At 38.9% G+C, this 17,662-nt stretch carries 16 protein-coding genes and 1 tRNA gene; 11 read left to right on the top strand and 6 right to left on the bottom strand.

What is annotated here, in order from left to right; translation table 11 throughout:
• Positions 1 to 189: 189 nt before the first annotated feature.
• Both fba and AN490_RS12465 read left to right on the top strand, forming a co-directional pair.
• On the top strand, positions 190 to 1,263 hold the full coding sequence (gene fba / locus AN490_RS12470; protein ID WP_148764048.1) for a class II fructose-bisphosphate aldolase: 1,074 nt from the start codon (positions 190 to 192) through the stop codon (positions 1,261 to 1,263).
• 131 nt (positions 1,264 to 1,394) lie between these two features.
• Positions 1,395 to 1,877 (top strand): DUF29 domain-containing protein, encoded by a 483-nt coding sequence (locus AN490_RS12465; protein ID WP_168635808.1) that lies wholly within the window; start codon positions 1,395 to 1,397, stop codon positions 1,875 to 1,877.
• 226 nt (positions 1,878 to 2,103) lie between these two features.
• Here AN490_RS12465 and AN490_RS12460 read toward each other — a convergent pair whose 3' ends face one another.
• Together AN490_RS12460 and AN490_RS12455 are read right to left on the bottom strand one after the other, a co-directional pair.
• Positions 2,104 to 2,313, bottom strand: a complete 210-nt coding sequence (locus AN490_RS12460) for a hypothetical protein (protein ID WP_300003606.1) — start codon at positions 2,311 to 2,313, stop codon at positions 2,104 to 2,106.
• A gap of 113 nt (positions 2,314 to 2,426) precedes the next feature.
• On the bottom strand, positions 2,427 to 3,224 hold the full coding sequence (locus tag AN490_RS12455) for a hypothetical protein (protein WP_300003604.1): 798 nt from the start codon (positions 3,222 to 3,224) through the stop codon (positions 2,427 to 2,429).
• A gap of 124 nt (positions 3,225 to 3,348) precedes the next feature.
• On the opposite strand from AN490_RS12455, the gene cobU reads away from it, so the two are divergent.
• Together cobU and AN490_RS12445 are read left to right on the top strand one after the other, a co-directional pair.
• The gene (gene cobU / locus AN490_RS12450; RefSeq protein ID WP_300003634.1) at positions 3,349 to 3,897 is read left to right on the top strand and encodes a bifunctional adenosylcobinamide kinase/adenosylcobinamide-phosphate guanylyltransferase; all 549 of its coding nucleotides are present in this window, start codon (positions 3,349 to 3,351) and stop codon (positions 3,895 to 3,897) included.
• Between the two features lie 186 nt (positions 3,898 to 4,083).
• Complete coding sequence (locus AN490_RS12445; protein WP_015080556.1) at positions 4,084 to 4,461, top strand: hypothetical protein; 378 nt, start codon at positions 4,084 to 4,086, stop codon at positions 4,459 to 4,461.
• A gap of 68 nt (positions 4,462 to 4,529) precedes the next feature.
• Here AN490_RS12445 and AN490_RS12440 read toward each other — a convergent pair whose 3' ends face one another.
• A complete protein-coding gene (locus tag AN490_RS12440; RefSeq protein WP_300003602.1) occupies positions 4,530 to 5,771 on the bottom strand; it encodes a lipid-A-disaccharide synthase in 1,242 nt (413 codons plus the stop codon).
• A gap of 258 nt (positions 5,772 to 6,029) precedes the next feature.
• Here AN490_RS12440 and AN490_RS12435 point away from each other — a divergent pair, with 258 nt between their 5' ends.
• Positions 6,030 to 6,176: a hypothetical protein gene (locus AN490_RS12435; RefSeq protein ID WP_158310534.1), complete on the top strand. Its 147-nt coding sequence runs from the start codon at positions 6,030 to 6,032 to the stop codon at positions 6,174 to 6,176.
• A gap of 148 nt (positions 6,177 to 6,324) precedes the next feature.
• Here AN490_RS12435 and AN490_RS12430 read toward each other — a convergent pair.
• Positions 6,325 to 6,397 (bottom strand) — tRNA-Ala (locus AN490_RS12430).
• Positions 6,398 to 6,798: 401 nt separating this feature from the next.
• Here AN490_RS12430 and AN490_RS12425 point away from each other — a divergent pair.
• Entirely contained in the window at positions 6,799 to 7,809 is a 1,011-nt protein-coding gene (locus AN490_RS12425) for a class I SAM-dependent methyltransferase (protein WP_213714286.1), read from the top strand.
• A 53-nt stretch (positions 7,810 to 7,862) separates the two neighbouring features.
• On the opposite strand, the gene AN490_RS12420 is transcribed toward AN490_RS12425, so the two are convergent.
• Complete coding sequence (locus AN490_RS12420) at positions 7,863 to 8,222, bottom strand: rhodanese-like domain-containing protein (RefSeq protein WP_300003597.1); 360 nt, start codon at positions 8,220 to 8,222, stop codon at positions 7,863 to 7,865.
• A gap of 30 nt (positions 8,223 to 8,252) precedes the next feature.
• Between AN490_RS12420 and AN490_RS12415 the strand changes: the two genes are divergently transcribed.
• Both AN490_RS12415 and cysE read left to right on the top strand, forming a co-directional pair.
• Positions 8,253 to 9,950: a DUF3352 domain-containing protein gene (locus tag AN490_RS12415; RefSeq protein WP_300003595.1), complete on the top strand. Its 1,698-nt coding sequence runs from the start codon at positions 8,253 to 8,255 to the stop codon at positions 9,948 to 9,950.
• Positions 9,951 to 10,151: 201 nt separating this feature from the next.
• On the top strand, positions 10,152 to 10,904 hold the full coding sequence (gene cysE / locus AN490_RS12410; RefSeq protein ID WP_168652303.1) for a serine O-acetyltransferase: 753 nt from the start codon (positions 10,152 to 10,154) through the stop codon (positions 10,902 to 10,904).
• Between the two features lie 24 nt (positions 10,905 to 10,928).
• Here the strand turns inward: cysE and AN490_RS12405 are convergent, their stop codons facing one another.
• Complete coding sequence (locus tag AN490_RS12405) at positions 10,929 to 11,525, bottom strand: Npun_F5749 family FMN-dependent PPOX-type flavoprotein (RefSeq protein WP_300003593.1); 597 nt, start codon at positions 11,523 to 11,525, stop codon at positions 10,929 to 10,931.
• A 192-nt stretch (positions 11,526 to 11,717) separates the two neighbouring features.
• Here AN490_RS12405 and AN490_RS12400 point away from each other — a divergent pair, with 192 nt between their 5' ends.
• From AN490_RS12400 to nrdJ, 3 genes are all read left to right on the top strand, one after another.
• On the top strand, positions 11,718 to 12,107 hold the full coding sequence (locus tag AN490_RS12400; RefSeq protein WP_300003591.1) for a hypothetical protein: 390 nt from the start codon (positions 11,718 to 11,720) through the stop codon (positions 12,105 to 12,107).
• A gap of 16 nt (positions 12,108 to 12,123) precedes the next feature.
• The gene (locus AN490_RS12395) at positions 12,124 to 12,480 is read left to right on the top strand and encodes a hypothetical protein (RefSeq protein ID WP_300003589.1); all 357 of its coding nucleotides are present in this window, start codon (positions 12,124 to 12,126) and stop codon (positions 12,478 to 12,480) included.
• A gap of 258 nt (positions 12,481 to 12,738) precedes the next feature.
• Positions 12,739 to 17,142 carry a ribonucleoside-triphosphate reductase, adenosylcobalamin-dependent gene (gene nrdJ, locus AN490_RS12390; protein ID WP_300003587.1) on the top strand — a complete coding sequence of 1,468 codons (4,404 nt, stop codon included), beginning with the start codon at positions 12,739 to 12,741 and terminating at the stop codon, positions 17,140 to 17,142.
• The last annotated feature ends 520 nt before the right edge of the window (positions 17,143 to 17,662 follow it).

The raw sequence follows: 17,662 nt of genomic DNA, 5'->3' as shown, positions 1-17,662 counted from the left end.
AGATTTACAAAAATATTACATAGCTGGAGAATATCAGCCTATAAATTTTCTCAACAAAAGCACCCACTACTAGATATAATTTTCTGTAAGTTGAAAAAAACATTAAGATTAGCGTAAAAATTACATTAAAATAAAGATTACGCTTTTATTAAACTGACTAGCTAAATACCCAAATTAGGAGGAATATATATGGCTCTCGTACCAATGCGGTTGCTTTTGGATCACGCTGCTGAACACGGTTATGGTATCCCCGCTTTTAACGTTAACAACTTAGAGCAGATTCAAGCAATCATGAAAGCGGCGGTGGAAACAGATAGCCCCGTAATCTTACAAGCTTCTCGCGGCGCTCGTAACTATGCCGGAGAAAACTTCCTCCGTCACCTGATTTTGGCTGCGGTAGAAACCTATCCTGAGATTCCCATTGTCATGCACCAAGATCATGGTAATGCTCCTTCTACCTGCTATTCAGCTATCAAGAACAACTTCACCAGCGTGATGATGGATGGTTCTTTGGAAGCTGACGCTAAAACCCCTGCCAGCTTTGAATATAACGTGAGAGTTACCAGTGAAGTTGTCAACGTTGCTCACTCTTTGGGTGTCAGTGTTGAGGGTGAATTGGGTTGTTTGGGTTCTCTAGAAACCGGTGCCGGTGAAGCTGAAGATGGTCACGGTTTTGAAGGTACACTAGACCATTCTCAACTATTAACTGACCCTGATGAAGCTGTTGACTTCGTAGAAGCAACTCAAGTAGATGCTTTAGCTGTGGCTATCGGCACAAGTCACGGCGCTTACAAATTTACCCGTAAGCCTACTGGTGAAATTTTGGCTATTAGCCGCATTGAAGAAATTCACCGCCGTTTACCTAACACCCACTTGGTAATGCACGGTTCTTCTTCTGTACCTGAAGATTTATTGGCACTCATTAACCAATATGGTGGCGCTATTCCTGAAACCTACGGTGTACCTGTGGAAGAAATCCAAAAAGGTATCAAGAGTGGTGTGCGTAAGGTAAATATTGACACCGATAACCGTTTGGCTATTACTGCGGCTGTGCGTGAAGCTTTGGCTTCTAATCCCAAGGAATTTGATCCTCGTCACTTCCTCAAGCCTTCTATTAAATATATGCAAAAGGTTTGTGCTGACCGTTATGTACAATTTGGTACTGCTGGTAACGCAAGCAAGATTAAGCAAGTTTCTTTAGAAGATTATGCTGCTAAGTATGCTAAAGGCGAATTAGCAATGAGAGCGGCTGCTAAAGTTTAATTTGGCAGTATGAGAATTAGGGCATAGCATTGCTATGCCCCTACAAGAATAAACTGGGTGACGCTAAAGTTTCCTGGTTTTATTAATTAATGTGATAGACTTAGGTAATAGCAGTAAATAAGGCTATTTGTATGACTACCAATTTACAATCTACATCCTTGAGTAGTTATCTTTATAATCAGGATTATTGTTTATGGCTAGAAACGACAGCTAAGTTATTGCGTAATCATCAATTAGATCACGTTGATTTTGAGCATTTGATTGAAGAAATAGAGGACATGGGGAAAGAGAAAAGACGTGAACTTAAAAACCGACTCATAGTTTTACTCATGCACTTACTCAAGTACCAATATCAATCTGAAAAACGTTCTTCTAGTTGGGTAAGTACAATTTGGGAACAGTTTTATCAAATTGAATCTTTATTGGAGGATAGTCCTAGCCTTAAACCTTATTATTTAGAACTATTTTCTGATTGTTATTTAAAAGCTGTTCGCGCTGCTAGTACGGAAACTAAATTATCTATTCAGATGTTTCCTGTTGACTCTCCTTTTCTGCCTTTAGATGTCATTAATTCTGATTTTATAATCACGCTGCTTAGTCAGGAGGAAATTTAATTTTTATTTCTCGTTCAATTAGTCTAAATTGTCATGAGCTAAACCCAAATTTAGTTCATGTTCATTGTGTATTTTCATATATAGCATTTCCTAGTCTAATGAAGTATAAAATTATCTGCGTTTATCTGCGTCCATCTGCGTTTGATCATTAACTTTAAACACTAAAAGGCTTCTTATTTACTGTCACCTGTCACCTGTCACCTGTCACCTGCTATACCTAATCAGGCTATTGGGGAAAAAAAAAGGCCAAAAAATAGGGGGAAGTTGAACTTTCCCCCTGGTTATTATTGTGATGATCATCTGGCTTTTGATTTTCTTTGAGTTTCTGTCTGAGCATTTGCCTTTGTTTTTTCAGTTGCCGTTTTCTAGCAGAACCACCTCGACCTTTATCGTTTCTGCCTTCTCGACGTGGGGATTCCCAGCGTTTAAGTTGCATAGTTTTGATTGCTAAAGTTTCATCATGTAGTTCTACAGTAGCATGATTTTTGCTCTATAGCTACTGTATTTTGGATTCAGTGAGAAAATATTGCAATCTTGGAAATAATTATTTCAACTTTGTTGAATATGACTATGTAACATCACCAAGGTTTCCGCTAATTGACTCAAGCGATTTTCTAGGTCTTGTTTGCGTCCTAAGAGTTGTCGTAATCTTTGGTGACGTGCGATCGCTATACTGACACTAGGAACTTGTTCAACTGGACAGGGACGAGACCAGACCTGACCGGCTTTATCTACTCCACATAGTCGGTAGTCAGTATGTAGTGGTTTATGAGATTCTTTTTCACCATTAGCACAAATTTCTTCTACATAGTCCATGAGACGCTCTACTTCTGCATGGCGTAATGCTGATGTTCCTACTGTTTCTGGCTCTTGGGCATTGGATTCCAACCAGCCATTAATAATTGGACCTTCTAAGTAAATATCTTGAATATTTTGGACTATTCTTTGTAATTCTATTTGCCAACTAGCAACTTTTTCTTGGATTTCTTGGAGCATATTCATGGCTAGGGCTGGGTTAGCGCCGTGACGATGATTGCTGAATGATGGAGTTTTAAATTTAGGCAGAGTTGGCGTTTTTTCTCCATTGTCTTGGGCTGGAAAAGCTGGGACAGAATCATGGTGAGGAAATAAATTTGCCTCTGGAATTTTATGATTAACTGGATCTGTTTCTAAGTTATTATCGGTTTGGGCGGTAGTTGGGGAATTTTCTCTAGATTCCTGGGGACGGATACTAATGCGAAAGGAAAAGGAACGTTTGGTTTCATCACCTATTTCTGTGGTGACTTCATCATTGCGAGTTCCTAAATCATGCAATGTTGCCTCGATCCGTTTTAACCCTGGTTTCATAAGAATATCCTCAAATTTATGGTCTTGATCAAGAAAGAATTCAGGAGTACAAAAAGGTGGCGATTGTGGGGATACTTGATTTAACTCGTGTATTCTTTCTGTTTAAATATTATATGATCAAATGATGAGTAAAGTGATTTTGGTGACTGGTGCAGCCCGTTCTGGTAAAAGTGAATGGGCGGAAGATTTGGCGATAAATTCCGGCAAAACTGTAGTGTACATCGCCACGGCTACACAAAATCCAGATGATCAGGAATGGCTTGCACGGATTCAAAAACATCAACAACGTCGTCCTCAAGATTGGATAACTCTGTCTGTACCTGGGGAACTGACTGCTGCGTTGGCTCAATCTCAGCCTAATACTTGCCTGTTGGTTGATTCTTTGGGAACTTGGGTGGCTAATTTTCTGGAAGAGGATGATTTAGTTTGGGAAAATACTGTGAGGGAGTTCCTGGAAATTCTGCCGTTAGTTGCGGCTGAGGTGATATTTGTGGCGGAAGAAACTGGTTGGGGTGTAGTTCCAGCTTATCCTATGGGGCGCAAATTCCGCGATCGCTTGGGTGCATTAGTTCGACAGTTAGGGACTATTTGTGAACCTGTTTATTTGGTTACGGGTGGTCATGTTCTGAATTTGAGTTTATTAGGTGTAGCGTTACCAGCAATTAAGTCTTAATTCAAGTTTAAAGGAATCACTTTTTTGTTTCGCGCAAAGGAGCAAAGATAGTTAGATGTCAGAAAATTAACTAAAAATCAAGCTGTCACCATCATTTTTAGAATTGCTACTTAATCAATCTCTACCATAGTGGCACTTAGCACCCGATCAAAGCTAAAATTAGGAATTGGAGAGTTAACCCATGCCATGTTTGACATATTGCCTTTTCGCGTTGAATTAGATACAGTTGCCATCGCTGGAGCTTGTTTATGGGCTTTAGCATTATATTTGAGTTTTTCCCAAGTTAGAGAATGGGTAACGACACAACTCAATCGCTGGTTCAATTTTGCTGAACAGTCCCTTTATACCAGTCAGTCAGAATTTGAAAAGACACGCAAAGCCAGAGAAGCGCAAAATTCCTTCTATGCTTCACTATTTAGCATTTTCCCGTTTTTAATATTTGGTGGTTTATCTAACTGGATTTTAGATATCAGTTTAGGTAATAGTTGGGGAATTAGCATTGGGATACTTGCTTGTATGGGTGCTGGTGTTTATGAACTAGGACGCAGACAAGGGGAAGAGTAAATTTAGCTCCTTTCAATAGCTAATAATTTACTATTGAGTAATCATTAAAGATATCAAATAGAACATTTTTAGAATAACTCTTCTTTTACCAAAATTGCCAACTTTTCCGCAGCCCCACCTTCACCCCTAACACTGCGTAACTTATCCCGAATAGCTGCTAATTTTTCGGGATTTTCTAACAAATCTAAAACCATTTTTCCCACAATTTCGGGTTGCAATTTACCTACCAATTCTGGAACAATTTCTGCTTGCGCCCAAATATTCGGCCAAGCTAATAAACCCTTATTTTTTATCATCCACCAATTAATTAATTTAGCAAAACTAGAACCTACTCCCGGTAAATTTGCTAATATTCCTGGTAAACCATCCCAAGAACGCATAGCATCTAATTGTTGAGTTGGTAATAGGACAATCATCGGGACAGCTAATGCACCTAATTCTGCGGTATTTGCACCAACTGTAGTCAAACAAATAGAACATTGAGATAATAAATGATAAGCGGGATTTTCTGATTTTAATGCTACTATTAAACCTGTGGAAGTCACCAAATTATCACCTATTAAATCAGCACCTTGAAAGTTAAAAGCTTTAGCCAATGGGTTATTTTCAGGTTTAGCAAAATCAGCTAAAGTTGATAGATCTAAAGTTGGTGCAACAGGAATAAAAAACTTTGTTTGGGGTAATTTACTGTGAATATATTCAGCAATAGCTAAAGTTAAAGGTACACCTTGGGTTAATTTTGCTGCTTTTGAACCTGGTAAAATGCCAATAATGTTAATTTGGGATTTGGGATTTTCAATTTTAGATGTTATTTCATTCTCTGCTGCTTCTAACATTAAATCACCAACAACAGTGAATTTATCTATATATTTAGGAGAAACATTTTTCGCAACTTGAGCTTTCATAATTGCAAACTTATCTATAAAATTGTGCCAACGCGCTGACCATTCGGCGTAAACTACTGTTTTATATCCTAACTTCTTACCAATAAGAACGGGAAAAAGTTGATCACCACCTAAAAATACCACTGCACCTTGATTTCTCCAATCCCAATTTTCTGCGGTTTTTCCCCATAGTAAAAATTGCCAAAAATCTGCTGCTGCTTGAACTCTATCAACCTCTGGGTAGCCCAACGCTATAGCAGCTTCTTTTCCACTAGCATGGGGACAAGGTGATAATATTACAGAAATTCTTACTTGAGAAATATCATGTCCTAATTGTTCTCTCAATGCTTTGACAACAGGACGTACCCAAGTTGTAACTTCTCCTGGTCCATTGGAAAGAATGAGAATATCTACCGATGAAGTCATTTAATTATTACCTGATAAGTTATAAAATTCAATTATACCGATATAATGAATGAAGAGAATAAAACAGAATCTAGAAGTGAGCATCTCAATTAAATCTAGTAACCGGGTATCTAAAGTTTTGTATCATAGTTAATTAAATTAATAACAAAATCAAATAACAATGTATCATGGTGGTTAGTAGTGTAAATGTTTAATGCTTTCCTTGCTGTTTTCAAAGGGTATCAGGTAAGCTACGCCCTGATTTACCAATAGCAGAATGTGGAAGCTTTAACGGGTAAACTTAGTTGGGTAATACTGATGTCTAAGGAAAAAAAAGGTAATAAAGAAACTAAAAAGCCTAAGAAAGATGCCAAGGACAAAAAAGAGAAAAAAGACCCAAACAGATATGATGGTTTAGGCAAGTAAGAAATAGCAAGCAAATTCCTGAGAATTTCTTTTAGGGTATAACAAGGGTTTTAGGCTCACAGATTAATGGAATTATCCGTGTAGATAGATGGATAATTCCATATTTTCGCTCAATGATCATCCTAAACTTCAAAATATTATAATCTAATGGAGCTAAGCGGATTCGAACCGCTGACCCCCTCAATGCCATTGAGGTGCGCTACCAACTGCGCTATAACCCCGAAATTCCAATGCAGTAAGCTTTTTGGCTTATTGGTTGGTTTTTTTTATTTGTCTCTTTTGTGATTATACATTAATCTATGTCAATTCAGTCAAGAAAGTTATATTAAGAAATATTAAGCAGCAAATTAACCTTGACACCGATAAACCAAAACAAAAAAATAGATGTGGTTTTCAACCTAATTAATCTCCAACCGCCTAGAATCATGCTGGAACCGCAGTGCGGAATTAAAAATTAAAAATTAAAAATTAAAAAAGCAGATTACACAAGCTTTTGTCAAATTTTTAATGGTTGATTGACTTACCCCGTTGTGTACTAGGGAAATGTTTATTTGATAGCTGAATGCTGACAGTTACGCAATAGGACTGCTATAGTAATTTAATCATATTTTTGCAAATACTTATGGCAGCAAATAAATTCTTGAAAAATATCATTATTAAACTACTGACTGGGGGATCAAAACCAGAGTATGCTCCACAGACTAGTCAACTAACTTTAGCAGATGCGATCGCCAAAATTGACGGGCTTTTTGATTGTGAGGCTGTTTTAAAAGAATTTGATGCAGATGCTACCATATCTTACTACACCCAAAGCGAGTGGGGTTATCAAATCTATCACTCTGGACAAGATGCTATCCACATGGCATTAAACCCTGATGGTATATTTGATCCAGATGGTTATTATGCTCAACCACGAGTAGTTGCTGAACAAATTCGTAAACTTGATGCCAAGACCGTTTTAGAATTAGGATGTGGTAAAGGATTTAATAGCTGTTTTTTAGCCCAGCAGTATCCAGAAGTACATTTCACTGGCATTGATTTAACACCATCGCATATTAAAATAGCACGTCGCAAAGCCGATAAATTTGCTAATCTATCTTTTCAAGAAGGTAACTTTAATCGCCTAAACTTTTTAGATCAATCCTTTGATATTGTTTTTGCCTTTGAGTGTTTATGTCACGCCTCTGAAGCAGAAACACCACTGGCAGAAATTTTTCGGGTGCTGCGTCCAGGTGGACAATTAATTATCTTCGATGGTTATCGTAAAATTAAGTTTACACAACTCCCTAAATTACTGCAAACCGCAACTCAACTTGTAGAAATATCAATGGCAGTTCGTCATGGATTTTCAGAAATTAATGATTGGAATGCTATCGTCCAATCAATTGGCTTTCAAATTCAAACTATTGAAGATATTTCTTTAGCAATTCAGCCGACATTATTAAAATTACAAAAATTATCCTGGAAACTTTTTTCCTTGTCTTGGCAAGTGAAAATACTTATTTATTTGTTACCTAAATATTTAATTAGAAATTCAATCGCTGGTCTTTTAATGCCTTTTACTGTCAGTCCTAAAGGGGAAGCTTTTGGATATTATAAATTAATCTTAGAACGACCTTTAGAAGAGAGTTAAACTCGATGAATTTGAACTTTGAGCGCAGATAATTCCTGCGCCCCTACAATTTCCTAATATTGCGGCACAGAAGGATCAACTAAAATCGAATAAGCGGAAATCCCACCCTTAATATTTTTAACATTTGTAAATCCTTGAGTAACTAACCACCCACACATCTGAGCAGAGCGGATACCATGATGACAGAGAACAAGAGTTTCTGCATGAATATCAAAGCGGATAGGCACTTGTTCACTCCATTGCTCATATTCACTCAAAGGAAGATTGACAAAACCATCTAGCCGTGATAAAGCAATTTCCTGGGGTTCACGCACATCTATTAACTGAAGCGTTCCTTCGTGATTTTTCAGCCGTTTGGCTAGTTCCTCAACAGTAATTTCGGAAAAGGGTTGATCAAATGATGTATTTGTCATGCAGTTTTTCTAAAAAATCCTATACTATTCATGTTTGCAGAAAAACTAAAAAATATAAAGAATGTGAACAGTCAACACGTAACAAAAAATATTAAACTTGGTTTCCTTATAGCTGGCATAGTCACGCTTATACTAGCTTGCGTAGCTAAATTCTCCTGGTTTTCGGGGAAAAGTCCAGTTAGTCTTGTCGTTCGCAACTCTCAACCCGCTGCGGCTATATTTGTCTCCAAGTCTTCACCAGCAATGGTATCATTATTGGTCAATCCCGACGGGTTACAGACAATAGCAGCAAAAGGAGAATTTTCTCAACTCAAAAATAGTCTATTGACAAAAAATAATATAGATTATTCAAATGATCTTAAACCCTGGTTGGGTGATGAAATTACCCTAGCTGCAACTACCATAGATATAGACCGTGATCCAGACAACGGACTACAAACCGGGTATTTAATGGCACTTGCAACTACAAAACCAGAGAAAAGCCGTGAGTTTTTGGAATTATTATTTTCTAACCGGGCTTTTAGTGGGACTAATTTAGGAATTGAACGTTACAAAGGTGTCAAGGTTATTTCTGATAATCCCGAATATGCACCAGACTTAAAAACCCAAAATAGTTTAGCAGGTGCAGTTGTTAATAATTTTGTTTTGCTGGCTAATCATCCTCAAGTTATCAAAGAAGCAATTAATAATTTACAAGCACCAGATTTAAACTTAATTAGTTCTCTAGAATATCAAAAAGCTGCTCAACAAATCTCTAAAAATGCTGTAGCTGTGACTTTCTTAAATTTGCCCGAAGTTGGTAAATGGCAAGGATTAGAATTGGCAGAATCAACTTATAATAGCCAAATTCTCTCCTTCGTTTTAAATTCCCAAGGGTTGCTCACAGAAAGTACATTTTTAACAAATTCCCCAGTTGTACCTTCATCTTTACCCCTATCTCAATCTGTAGGAGCATTACAGTATATTCCAGAATCAACAGCTTTAGCGATCGCTGGCACAAATTTGAATAAATTAGGTAGTAGCGATATAGCAAAACTGTGGAAACAAGTAACAGCAAGCATTTACGGTTCTAGTGAAGAAGGGATTTCTCGATTACTACAACCCTTAGTAAAAATCCAAAACAATTGGAATTTAAACTTTAGCGAAGATATTTTCAATTGGATAACAGGAGAATACGCTTTAGCCTTATTACCCAATTCAGAAAATACAACCCCTCATTGGTTATTTGTCGTCGAAAAAAACCCAGAATTAGCAGCAGGAATCACACATCTAAATAATATTGCCAGTAGAAGTGGTTTTAACGTTAGTTCCCTAACTTTAGATCAACAAAAAATAGCAGCTTGGACAAAAATTACAGCCACAAGTGAAAATAACACATCTATTAATGTTGACACAAAAGTTAAAGGAGTGCATACAACCTTAGATAATTATGAAATTTTCAGTTCTGATTTAAAGACGCTAACAGCAGTTTTGAGTCAAAAGCAAAAATCTCTCCTAGAAAATCCCCAATTTAAAAATAGTATTGCGACAATTCCCCAACCCAACCAAGGGTATATTTATCTAGACTGGGAAAATAGTCAAGATATTCTCAAGCATCAATTACCTTGGATAAAATTTGCAGAAGTATTGGGTAAGCCACTTTTTGATAATTTAAAATCCCTGACAGTGAGTAGTTATAGCAGCGAACCAGGAACACTCAAAAGCGGAGTATTCTTACAACTGCATTAACAAATCAGAATTAACTCCACTTTAACAGTCCAGAAGCCTTAGATACTAAGGCATAGATGATTTAGTCCCCAATCACCAATCACCAATTACCAATTACCAATTACCAATTACCAATTACCAATTACCAATTACCAATCCCTAATTACCAAGTCACGATAATATGAGAGAGTAGCTTGTTATGCTATCAAGGGTACTATCTCAATGTTCTCTAGACTCCGTACCGATTTTCGCATTATCTTTGAACGTGACCCCGCAGCCCGGAATTGGTTGGAGGTTTTGTTTTGCTATCCAGGTTTGCAAGCCCTAGTTTTCCACCGCTTTGCACACTGGTTGCGTCGTCTTGGTCTTCCCTTTTTCCCCCGCTTGATTTCTCACATTGCGCGGTTTTTAACAGGTGTAGAGATTCACCCAGGGGCTACAATTGGTGAAGGCGTATTTATTGATCACGGAATGGGAGTAGTAATTGGGGAAACAGCCATTATCGGTAACTACGCGCTGATTTATCAAGGTGTCACCCTGGGGGGAACAGGTAAAGAAAGCGGTAAACGTCACCCCACATTAGGCGAAAATGTCGTCGTTGGTGCCGGTGCAAAAGTTTTAGGAAATATCGAAATTGGTGATAATGTCCGCATTGGTGCAGGTTCAGTGGTGTTGAGAGATGTACCATCTAGTTGTACCGTTGTCGGTGTTCCTGGTCGCATTATCTACCGTTCTGGAGTCCGGGTTGCACCTCTAGAACACAGTAACTTACCAGACTCCGAAGCCCAAATAATTCGCACCTTAGTTGACCGCATTGAAGCCTTAGAAGCACAAATTCAAGCTTTACAAACTCCCGCCAAAACTCCGGTTTTAGTTGGTAAATTCCTTCCAGAAGATGAATTACCAAAAGAACACAATTTTTGTAATATCAGAGATAAACAGATTCAGGAATTCTTTGATGGTGCGGGAATCTAGGAAGTTAAACACCAAAAATTCAAATTAAGGGTTTATTGCTTCAGTCAACCATTCTTGGTTTTCATTGCGGTAATAAACCCATCTATTTTGTGGTTCACCCCGCAATTCTAAATGATCTACTTGTACTGGTTCAAGTAATAATAAACAAAAATTTTCTAATGGTTGAATATTGTCTGGTGCTGGTGGTGTAAAAGCTTCTGGTGTTTGTACTCTCATGTTACCAGGAATAGGCCAAGCAAATTGTAACCTAGCTGCATCACTTAATTCTTGCCACATTTTAATTCTCGCAGGTTGTAAATGGGGGTGAGAATCAGCACTTATTAATATTAATTCTCCAGTAATCCGAAATTGTTCTCTGGTGTTGGGAAAATACCAGCAAACTTCCGCTGCGGATTGTTTGGATATTTGTTCAGCTTTTTCACTACGAATATCGGTAATAAATTTTAGCTGGTTGGTATCCTCTAGAAAGCCGCGAAAGACGACGGTACGATTAGCAGGAAAGCCATTTTCTCGCACTGTTGCTAGTTGTACATAACGGGCATAAACGAGGCTGCGGTTTTGATGTAGGGCGCGGGTAATCAGACTTCGCCAAGGTGTAAGATGCTTTTTAAATATAGTCATAATTTACACATTACAAGACATAGCGCAAAGTGGTCAATTGCAAAAAACAGCCAAATTGGCAAATGAATCATATTTAACTATGAGATATTAAATCGGTAGATAGCGCAAAGTAGTAAATCCGTAACGCTAAATTGGCAGTTCTTTGCGTCTTTGCGCCTTTGCGTGAGACTACCCCCAATTTAAGGAGAAAAAATGGATAGTGCTGAAAAATCAGCCTTAATATCGGAACTTGTCAAACTTGGCATTAAGCATACCTCTGAAAAAATAGTCAAGATTGCTAAACAAGCTGACGGCAAAATTGTCTTTTTAGAAGAGGGAAAACCTGGGAAAAGAGGAAGTGGACTATTACACATTTTGGAGAAACATCAAGAAGACTTTGCCAAACGGGGAATTTCTGAAGATGAAATCGCCGATGTTATTATGGCTGCTGTAATCAGTGGAATGTTTCTTGGTTATCAAGGAACAGTAGAACCTCGAAGAGAAATCTATGAAGTAAATTTTAATGGAAAAAAGCAGTATATAGCAGTGACAGTAGGCGATAATGGTTATATAGTTGGAGCTAATCCAGCCTCATTACCATAATTCCACCGTAGTAGCTATGGCAATAAAAATTAAACTAATGGCTGATTATGGGTGCGACCCTTTATGGTGGGCAGATCCTGATAAAGTTGGTAACATCGATCCAGCAAAACTGCCCCTCAGCCAAGAAACCATTAACCATTTGAGAAAATGGGCAACTGCTTATAATGCCACATTAAATTGGCAAGATCCTGGTAATTCACCAGATTTGAGTCCAGAAGCAGCAGCAGCTTTTGAACAAGAAGGTATTAGTTTGTGGAAACAACTACAAAAAGAACTTGCACCTAATTATGAAGTTATCTATTTCAGTGAGCAATTAAATCAAGTTGTAACTAATACAAATGAATTGGCATCTTTACTGACTATCTCTGCTTGATGAATAGTCAACGCAAAAATTACACAAACAGCATTATTACACAGATAGCCTATTCTACGAAAACTGACAGATAAAACTTTGAGATTCTATTACCCTGATAATGCACTGTCAGGGTCTTATACTTAACCTAAAAACAAAAATATAGTTATAATTGACACAAACTCAGCTATAGCGCAAAGTGGTAAATTTTTCAATCTTTAATCCTAAATCTACTTGGCGTATAGTCATAGTTTGTCCATAAGAAATCATACTCAAATTATGCTTCAAGAACTTGATAGCCTGCGTGACGACGTAGGAGTCATACGTCAACGTCAGGGTGCAACTTTTCCAGAATCCGCGCCAGCAGCCAATCCAGTGTTTTTTAGAACCTACAGCCGTCGGACAGATGCAGGTTTGAGAGAAACATGGGACCAGGTGTGCGATCGCACTTTACGCGGTTTAGTAGAACTGGGAAAACTCACCCGTGAAGAAGCTGCAATTTTAGACAAGATGCAGCGAAACATGAAATCTCTCCCCAGTGGTCGCTGGATGTGGGTTGGTGGCACAGATTGGTTAACCAAACCCAAAAACTTCTCCGGTGCTTATAACTGCACCTCTACCAACCTTATAGACTGGAGTGCCTTTGGATTGATGATGGATCTAGCCATGATGGGCTGTGGTACAGGTGCGATCATCGAACCACAATATATTAATCAACTTCCCTCTATCCGTAATCGCCTAAACATTACCATTAAAGGTGAAATTGGCAGCACACCCCAAGAACAGCGGCGTGAATTTACACAAACCCATATAGAAGCTAACACCGCTACTATCCACGTTGGAGACAGCCGGGAAGGTTGGGTAAAATCCTATCAAACTCTTTTAGAACTTTCGACGGATGAACGCTTTACAGGTGACATTCAGGTAATTGTTGATATTAGCGATGTGCGCCAATCTGGGGAAACCCTCAAAGGTTTTGGCGGCATGGCTAACCCTGTAAAATTACCTGGATTGTATCAGCGTTGCGCCTCTATTCTCAATAAGGCAATAGGCAGACAATTAAACTCAGTTGAATGCTGCTTATTAATTGATGAAGCTGCTGTCACTATTGTTGCTGGCAATATCCGCAGAAGCGCGGGTATGAGACAATTCATTTCTGAAGATGAACAAGGCGCAACTGCTAAAGATAACTTATGGCAACAAGACGCAGAAGGTAACTGGCGTATAGATCCAGAGCGTGATTCTTTGCGGATGGCCAACCATACCAGAGTCTTTCACCGCAAACCAACCTTAGAAGAATCCATTGCTGCTGTACGTAAACAATATTACAGCGGTGAAGGGGCAATTCAATGGGCTGGTGAAGCAGTCGCTAGAGCTAATGCTGATTTATTAAATACACCAGAACGGAAAAGAGACTTTTTGCAGGCTTACGAGCAAGGGAAAGTCGAGCAATGGATAAAAGAATACCATCCTGAAATTGATGCTAATGAGCTAGAACATAGAACAGGTAGGTTTGGTTTAAATCCGTGCATAACGGCTGATACTTGGGTTCACACTGAACAAGGTGCAAGACTTGTTAAAGATTTGATAGGTAAACAGTTGAGTGTGTATGTCAATGGAGAATTGTTCAGCACTACAACCGATGGCTTTTGGTTTACAGGAGTCAAACCCGTATTAAAAGTTATCACTCAAGAGGGCTATGAATTGCGTTTAACTGGCAATCATCAGCTACTTAAGGTGACTGCTCAAACTCAGAAAAAGCAATACTCCGAGTGGGTAGAAGCTGAAAATTTGAGTCCTGGTGATTATATTTTCGTTCATAATCATCGTGGGGTACAACCTTGGGATAGTTTTGGTACTTTTGATGAGGGTTGGTTGCTTGGTAATCTCATTGGTGATGGTAGTATTGCCTCAACACAATCGGGTAAAACAGCGTATCTACGATATTGGGAAGATACTCAAGAAGAAATGGGAAGATATGCTGTTACTTTACTCAAAAAGGCTGTTGATTTTTCTGGCTCCACAGAGTCTGGACACTACCATAAGCAGCTAAAACATCGAGTGATCAACTCATCAGGGTTAGCTAGATTGGCAGCTAATTATGGTGTTACCTTAGAACACAAAATGCCAACAGATAAAATTGAGGAAGCCAGCTATGAATTTTATCGTGGTTTCTTACGTGGCTTATTCGATGCTGATGGTAGTGTACAAGGTAATCAACAAAAAGGTGTTAGTGTCAGACTGGCACAAAGCAACCTGGAAACTTTGAAAATTGTTCAAAGAATGCTGGCTCGATTGGGTATTATTTCAACAATTTATCAAGAGCGTCGTAGTGAAAGCTATCGTCATCTTCCTGATAGCAATCGTCAACCAGCCTTGTATTTTTGCAAAGCACAGCATGAGCTTGTAATCACCAATGATAATATCTATGCGTTCCAAAGCATTATCGGATTTCAGGAACCTCAAAAAGCTAATCGCTTGCAAGAATTAATTAGTGGATACAAACGACAACTAAATCGTGAGCGATTTGCAGTTAAAATCAAGGAAATTATACCTGATGGAGTGGAAGCAGTTTTTGACTGTACTGTACCAGGGGTTTCTCGATTTGATGCTAATGGCATTGTTGCCCACAATTGCGGAGAAATAATTGGCAGCAATTTTCACTGCGTAAGTGGTGATACTCTGCTCATCACTAAAGATGGAATGCACAAAATTGAGGATGTTGTGGGATGCGAAATTGACATTTGGAACGGTAAAAACTGGAGTCAAGTTGAACCATTGAAAACTGGTAGTTCTCGCGTTCTCTATCGCGTGCGTTTTGGAGATGGTTCATATTTAGATGCAACTGAGTATCATCGCTTTTTTGTCAAAGATAGATTTGGCAAGAATTATAAAGAAGTTCAAACAAAAGATTTGATGGATACCAGTCGCTATTCTATCCACACTGAACCATTTAAAATTCAATACGAAGATGGATTAAATATTGATTCCAACTATGCCTACACTTTAGGAGTAGCGGTAGGAGATGGAACAACAGATCAAAACAACAATGCCAAAGTTAGGCTTTACGAACAGAAAGCTGCTTTAAATCTCTCAGGAAATAAATCTCCTATCAGAGATTATGACTACCTACCCACTTTTACAGATGTCACAGATTTAGGGTTTTCTGGAGAATTTCTCAAAAGCTTAAAAACAAATTCAGAAGCACTGAACGTCATTGCTAGTTGGAATCGTCAAGCAATTTTGCACTTTATCGCTGGTTTAGCAGATACAGACGGCTCAAATACACACAGCAACGGCATCAGAATTTATATCTCTGACTATGATCGAGCATACCGAGTTCAGTTACTACTAACCAAATGTGGTATTCGTTCATCTGTCAATCTTTGCGCTCATAAAGGGGCAGTTACCAACTATGGCATCAGAAGTCAAGATTTGTACTACTTGCAAATAACTGACTGTGGCGAAATTCCTTGTCAGCGTTTAAATGTAAGTAAAGGTACAGACGCTAAGTGTAAAGGTAAATGGCAAGTTGTGAAAAGTGTTGAACAACTACCAGGATTACATGATACTTACTGTTTCAATGAGCCGGAATATCATAAAGGTGTTTTTGGTAATACCTTAACTGGAAACTGCAATCTTTCCGAGGTACACTTAAACCAACTTGACCCTGATAACTATAAAGAACAAGAAGAGGCATTTACCGCTGGTGCGCTTTCCGTCGTCGCCCTGTTAAATCACAAATTCCTTGAACCCCGCTATCAATACAGCCGGGAATTAGATCCCATTGTCGGTGTATCATTTACCGGTTTATTTGACTTCTTTGTTCATGCTTTTGGTACAGATTGGTTACGCTGGTGGGAAGCAGGAAGACCAGAAACCCCCCAAGGACTGATTTTTAAACGTGGTGAACAAAAATATCTCAACTTCTGGAAAGATGTAGTTCATAAAGTAGTGTGGGAATATTGCGATCGCCATCAGATCAAACGCCCCAACCGGTGTACTACCGTGCAACCAGCCGGCACCAAATCCCTCTTAACAGGAGCATCTCCCGGTTGGCATCCCCCCAAAGCTCAAAGATTCATTCGTCGGATTACCTTTGGCAAAAATGACCCCGTGGCCCTAGCTTGTATAGATTATGGTTACAACGTCATCCCTTCCCAATCTGACAAAGATGAAAACGGCAACTTACTTAATGATCCTTTTGATCCTCGCTGTACAGAATGGTTAGTAGAAATACCCGTCGCTGTATCTTGGGCTGATTTACCCGGTGCTGATGTCATTGATGTATCTCAGTTTTCCGTTTTAGCCCAACTAGATTTTGTGATGCAAGTCCAAAGTCATTACGTCACCCATAACACCTCTGCTACCTTAGAACTCCGTTCTGAGGAAGTTGAATTATTGGGAACACGCATCTATGAAGCTATCCAAAATGATGAAGGCTATATTTCTGCCGCGCTGTTAGCCCGGTTTGACGATTTGCAATCATTCCCCCGTCTTCCCTTTGAACCCATAGACAAAGCCACTTATGAACGCTTATCTAAAGAAGTCAAAGCCCGACGCAGAACAGATGATTTCTGTGGGGCGCTAAGTCGTTACGACTTGGGAGAATTATCAGAAGCAGGACCGAGTGGTTGCGACTCTGATAAGTGTATGTTCCCAGAACAGCCACCCACTTCATAAAATCCGTTTTCAAAGAAACAAGAATCCCCGTCCCTCTATAGGGCGGGGACTATCAGCAAGCCTAAATAATTGCTTGTTAACTCACCCAGTATATAGTACATTAGTACCTAATACAAGAGAAATCCCCATTCTTGAAGGTGGGGCTTTATTGACTATCAGATTTTGTTAAAATCGCATTCACCAAATAGAACGAAAGGCACGGAAGCCACTTGGCAATAGATGCGTGGAGGAAGTGCCAACGGCGAATTTATTCACCGTGACATGATAGAATTAATTAGCAAGTAGGAATAACCATCAACGCCAAGAAGTGTTTTATTAAGGAGAAACCCCTGATTTATCTCGTCTCGGCATAGCCGTAGCCTGGGTAAATAAGCAATGGTAAATCATGGAGCGTTTAACATTAAAAATTGATGGACTCACAAAAGCAGCAAAAAAATCAAAAGTAAGCGCAATTGCAATACCTGTCGTACTGGTAGTTGCCTTGAGCGTCTAGGAGGATAATTGACTATCCTTTTTAAGC

It is taken from the genome of Anabaena sp. AL09 (assembly GCF_001672255.1).
GTDB lineage: Bacteria > Cyanobacteriota > Cyanobacteriia > Cyanobacteriales > Nostocaceae > Dolichospermum > Dolichospermum lemmermannii.
Note: the sequence above shows the minus strand (reverse complement) of the source record. Positions and strands in the feature narration are given on the sequence as shown.

What these genes read in the sequence shown, in the direction of transcription:
- cobU (WP_300003634.1), top strand. Translation starts at nt 3,349, where the DNA reads ATGAGTAAAGTGATTTTGGTGACTGGTGCAGCCCGTTCTGGTAAAAGT.
- fba (WP_148764048.1), top strand. Translation starts at nt 190, where the DNA reads ATGGCTCTCGTACCAATGCGGTTGCTTTTGGATCACGCTGCTGAACAC.
- AN490_RS12405 (WP_300003593.1), bottom strand. Translation starts at nt 11,525, where the DNA reads ATGACTATATTTAAAAAGCATCTTACACCTTGGCGAAGTCTGATTACC.
- cysE (WP_168652303.1), top strand. Translation starts at nt 10,152, where the DNA reads ATGTTCTCTAGACTCCGTACCGATTTTCGCATTATCTTTGAACGTGAC.
- AN490_RS12400 (WP_300003591.1), top strand. Translation starts at nt 11,718, where the DNA reads ATGGATAGTGCTGAAAAATCAGCCTTAATATCGGAACTTGTCAAACTT.
- AN490_RS12440 (WP_300003602.1), bottom strand. Translation starts at nt 5,771, where the DNA reads ATGACTTCATCGGTAGATATTCTCATTCTTTCCAATGGACCAGGAGAA.
- AN490_RS12455 (WP_300003604.1), bottom strand. Translation starts at nt 3,224, where the DNA reads ATGAAACCAGGGTTAAAACGGATCGAGGCAACATTGCATGATTTAGGA.
- AN490_RS12425 (WP_213714286.1), top strand. Translation starts at nt 6,799, where the DNA reads ATGGCAGCAAATAAATTCTTGAAAAATATCATTATTAAACTACTGACT.
- AN490_RS12460 (WP_300003606.1), bottom strand. Translation starts at nt 2,313, where the DNA reads ATGCAACTTAAACGCTGGGAATCCCCACGTCGAGAAGGCAGAAACGAT.
- AN490_RS12395 (WP_300003589.1), top strand. Translation starts at nt 12,124, where the DNA reads ATGGCAATAAAAATTAAACTAATGGCTGATTATGGGTGCGACCCTTTA.
- AN490_RS12420 (WP_300003597.1), bottom strand. Translation starts at nt 8,222, where the DNA reads ATGACAAATACATCATTTGATCAACCCTTTTCCGAAATTACTGTTGAG.
- AN490_RS12465 (WP_168635808.1), top strand. Translation starts at nt 1,395, where the DNA reads ATGACTACCAATTTACAATCTACATCCTTGAGTAGTTATCTTTATAAT.
- AN490_RS12445 (WP_015080556.1), top strand. Translation starts at nt 4,084, where the DNA reads ATGTTTGACATATTGCCTTTTCGCGTTGAATTAGATACAGTTGCCATC.
- nrdJ (WP_300003587.1), top strand. Translation starts at nt 12,739, where the DNA reads ATGCTTCAAGAACTTGATAGCCTGCGTGACGACGTAGGAGTCATACGT.
- AN490_RS12415 (WP_300003595.1), top strand. Translation starts at nt 8,253, where the DNA reads ATGTTTGCAGAAAAACTAAAAAATATAAAGAATGTGAACAGTCAACAC.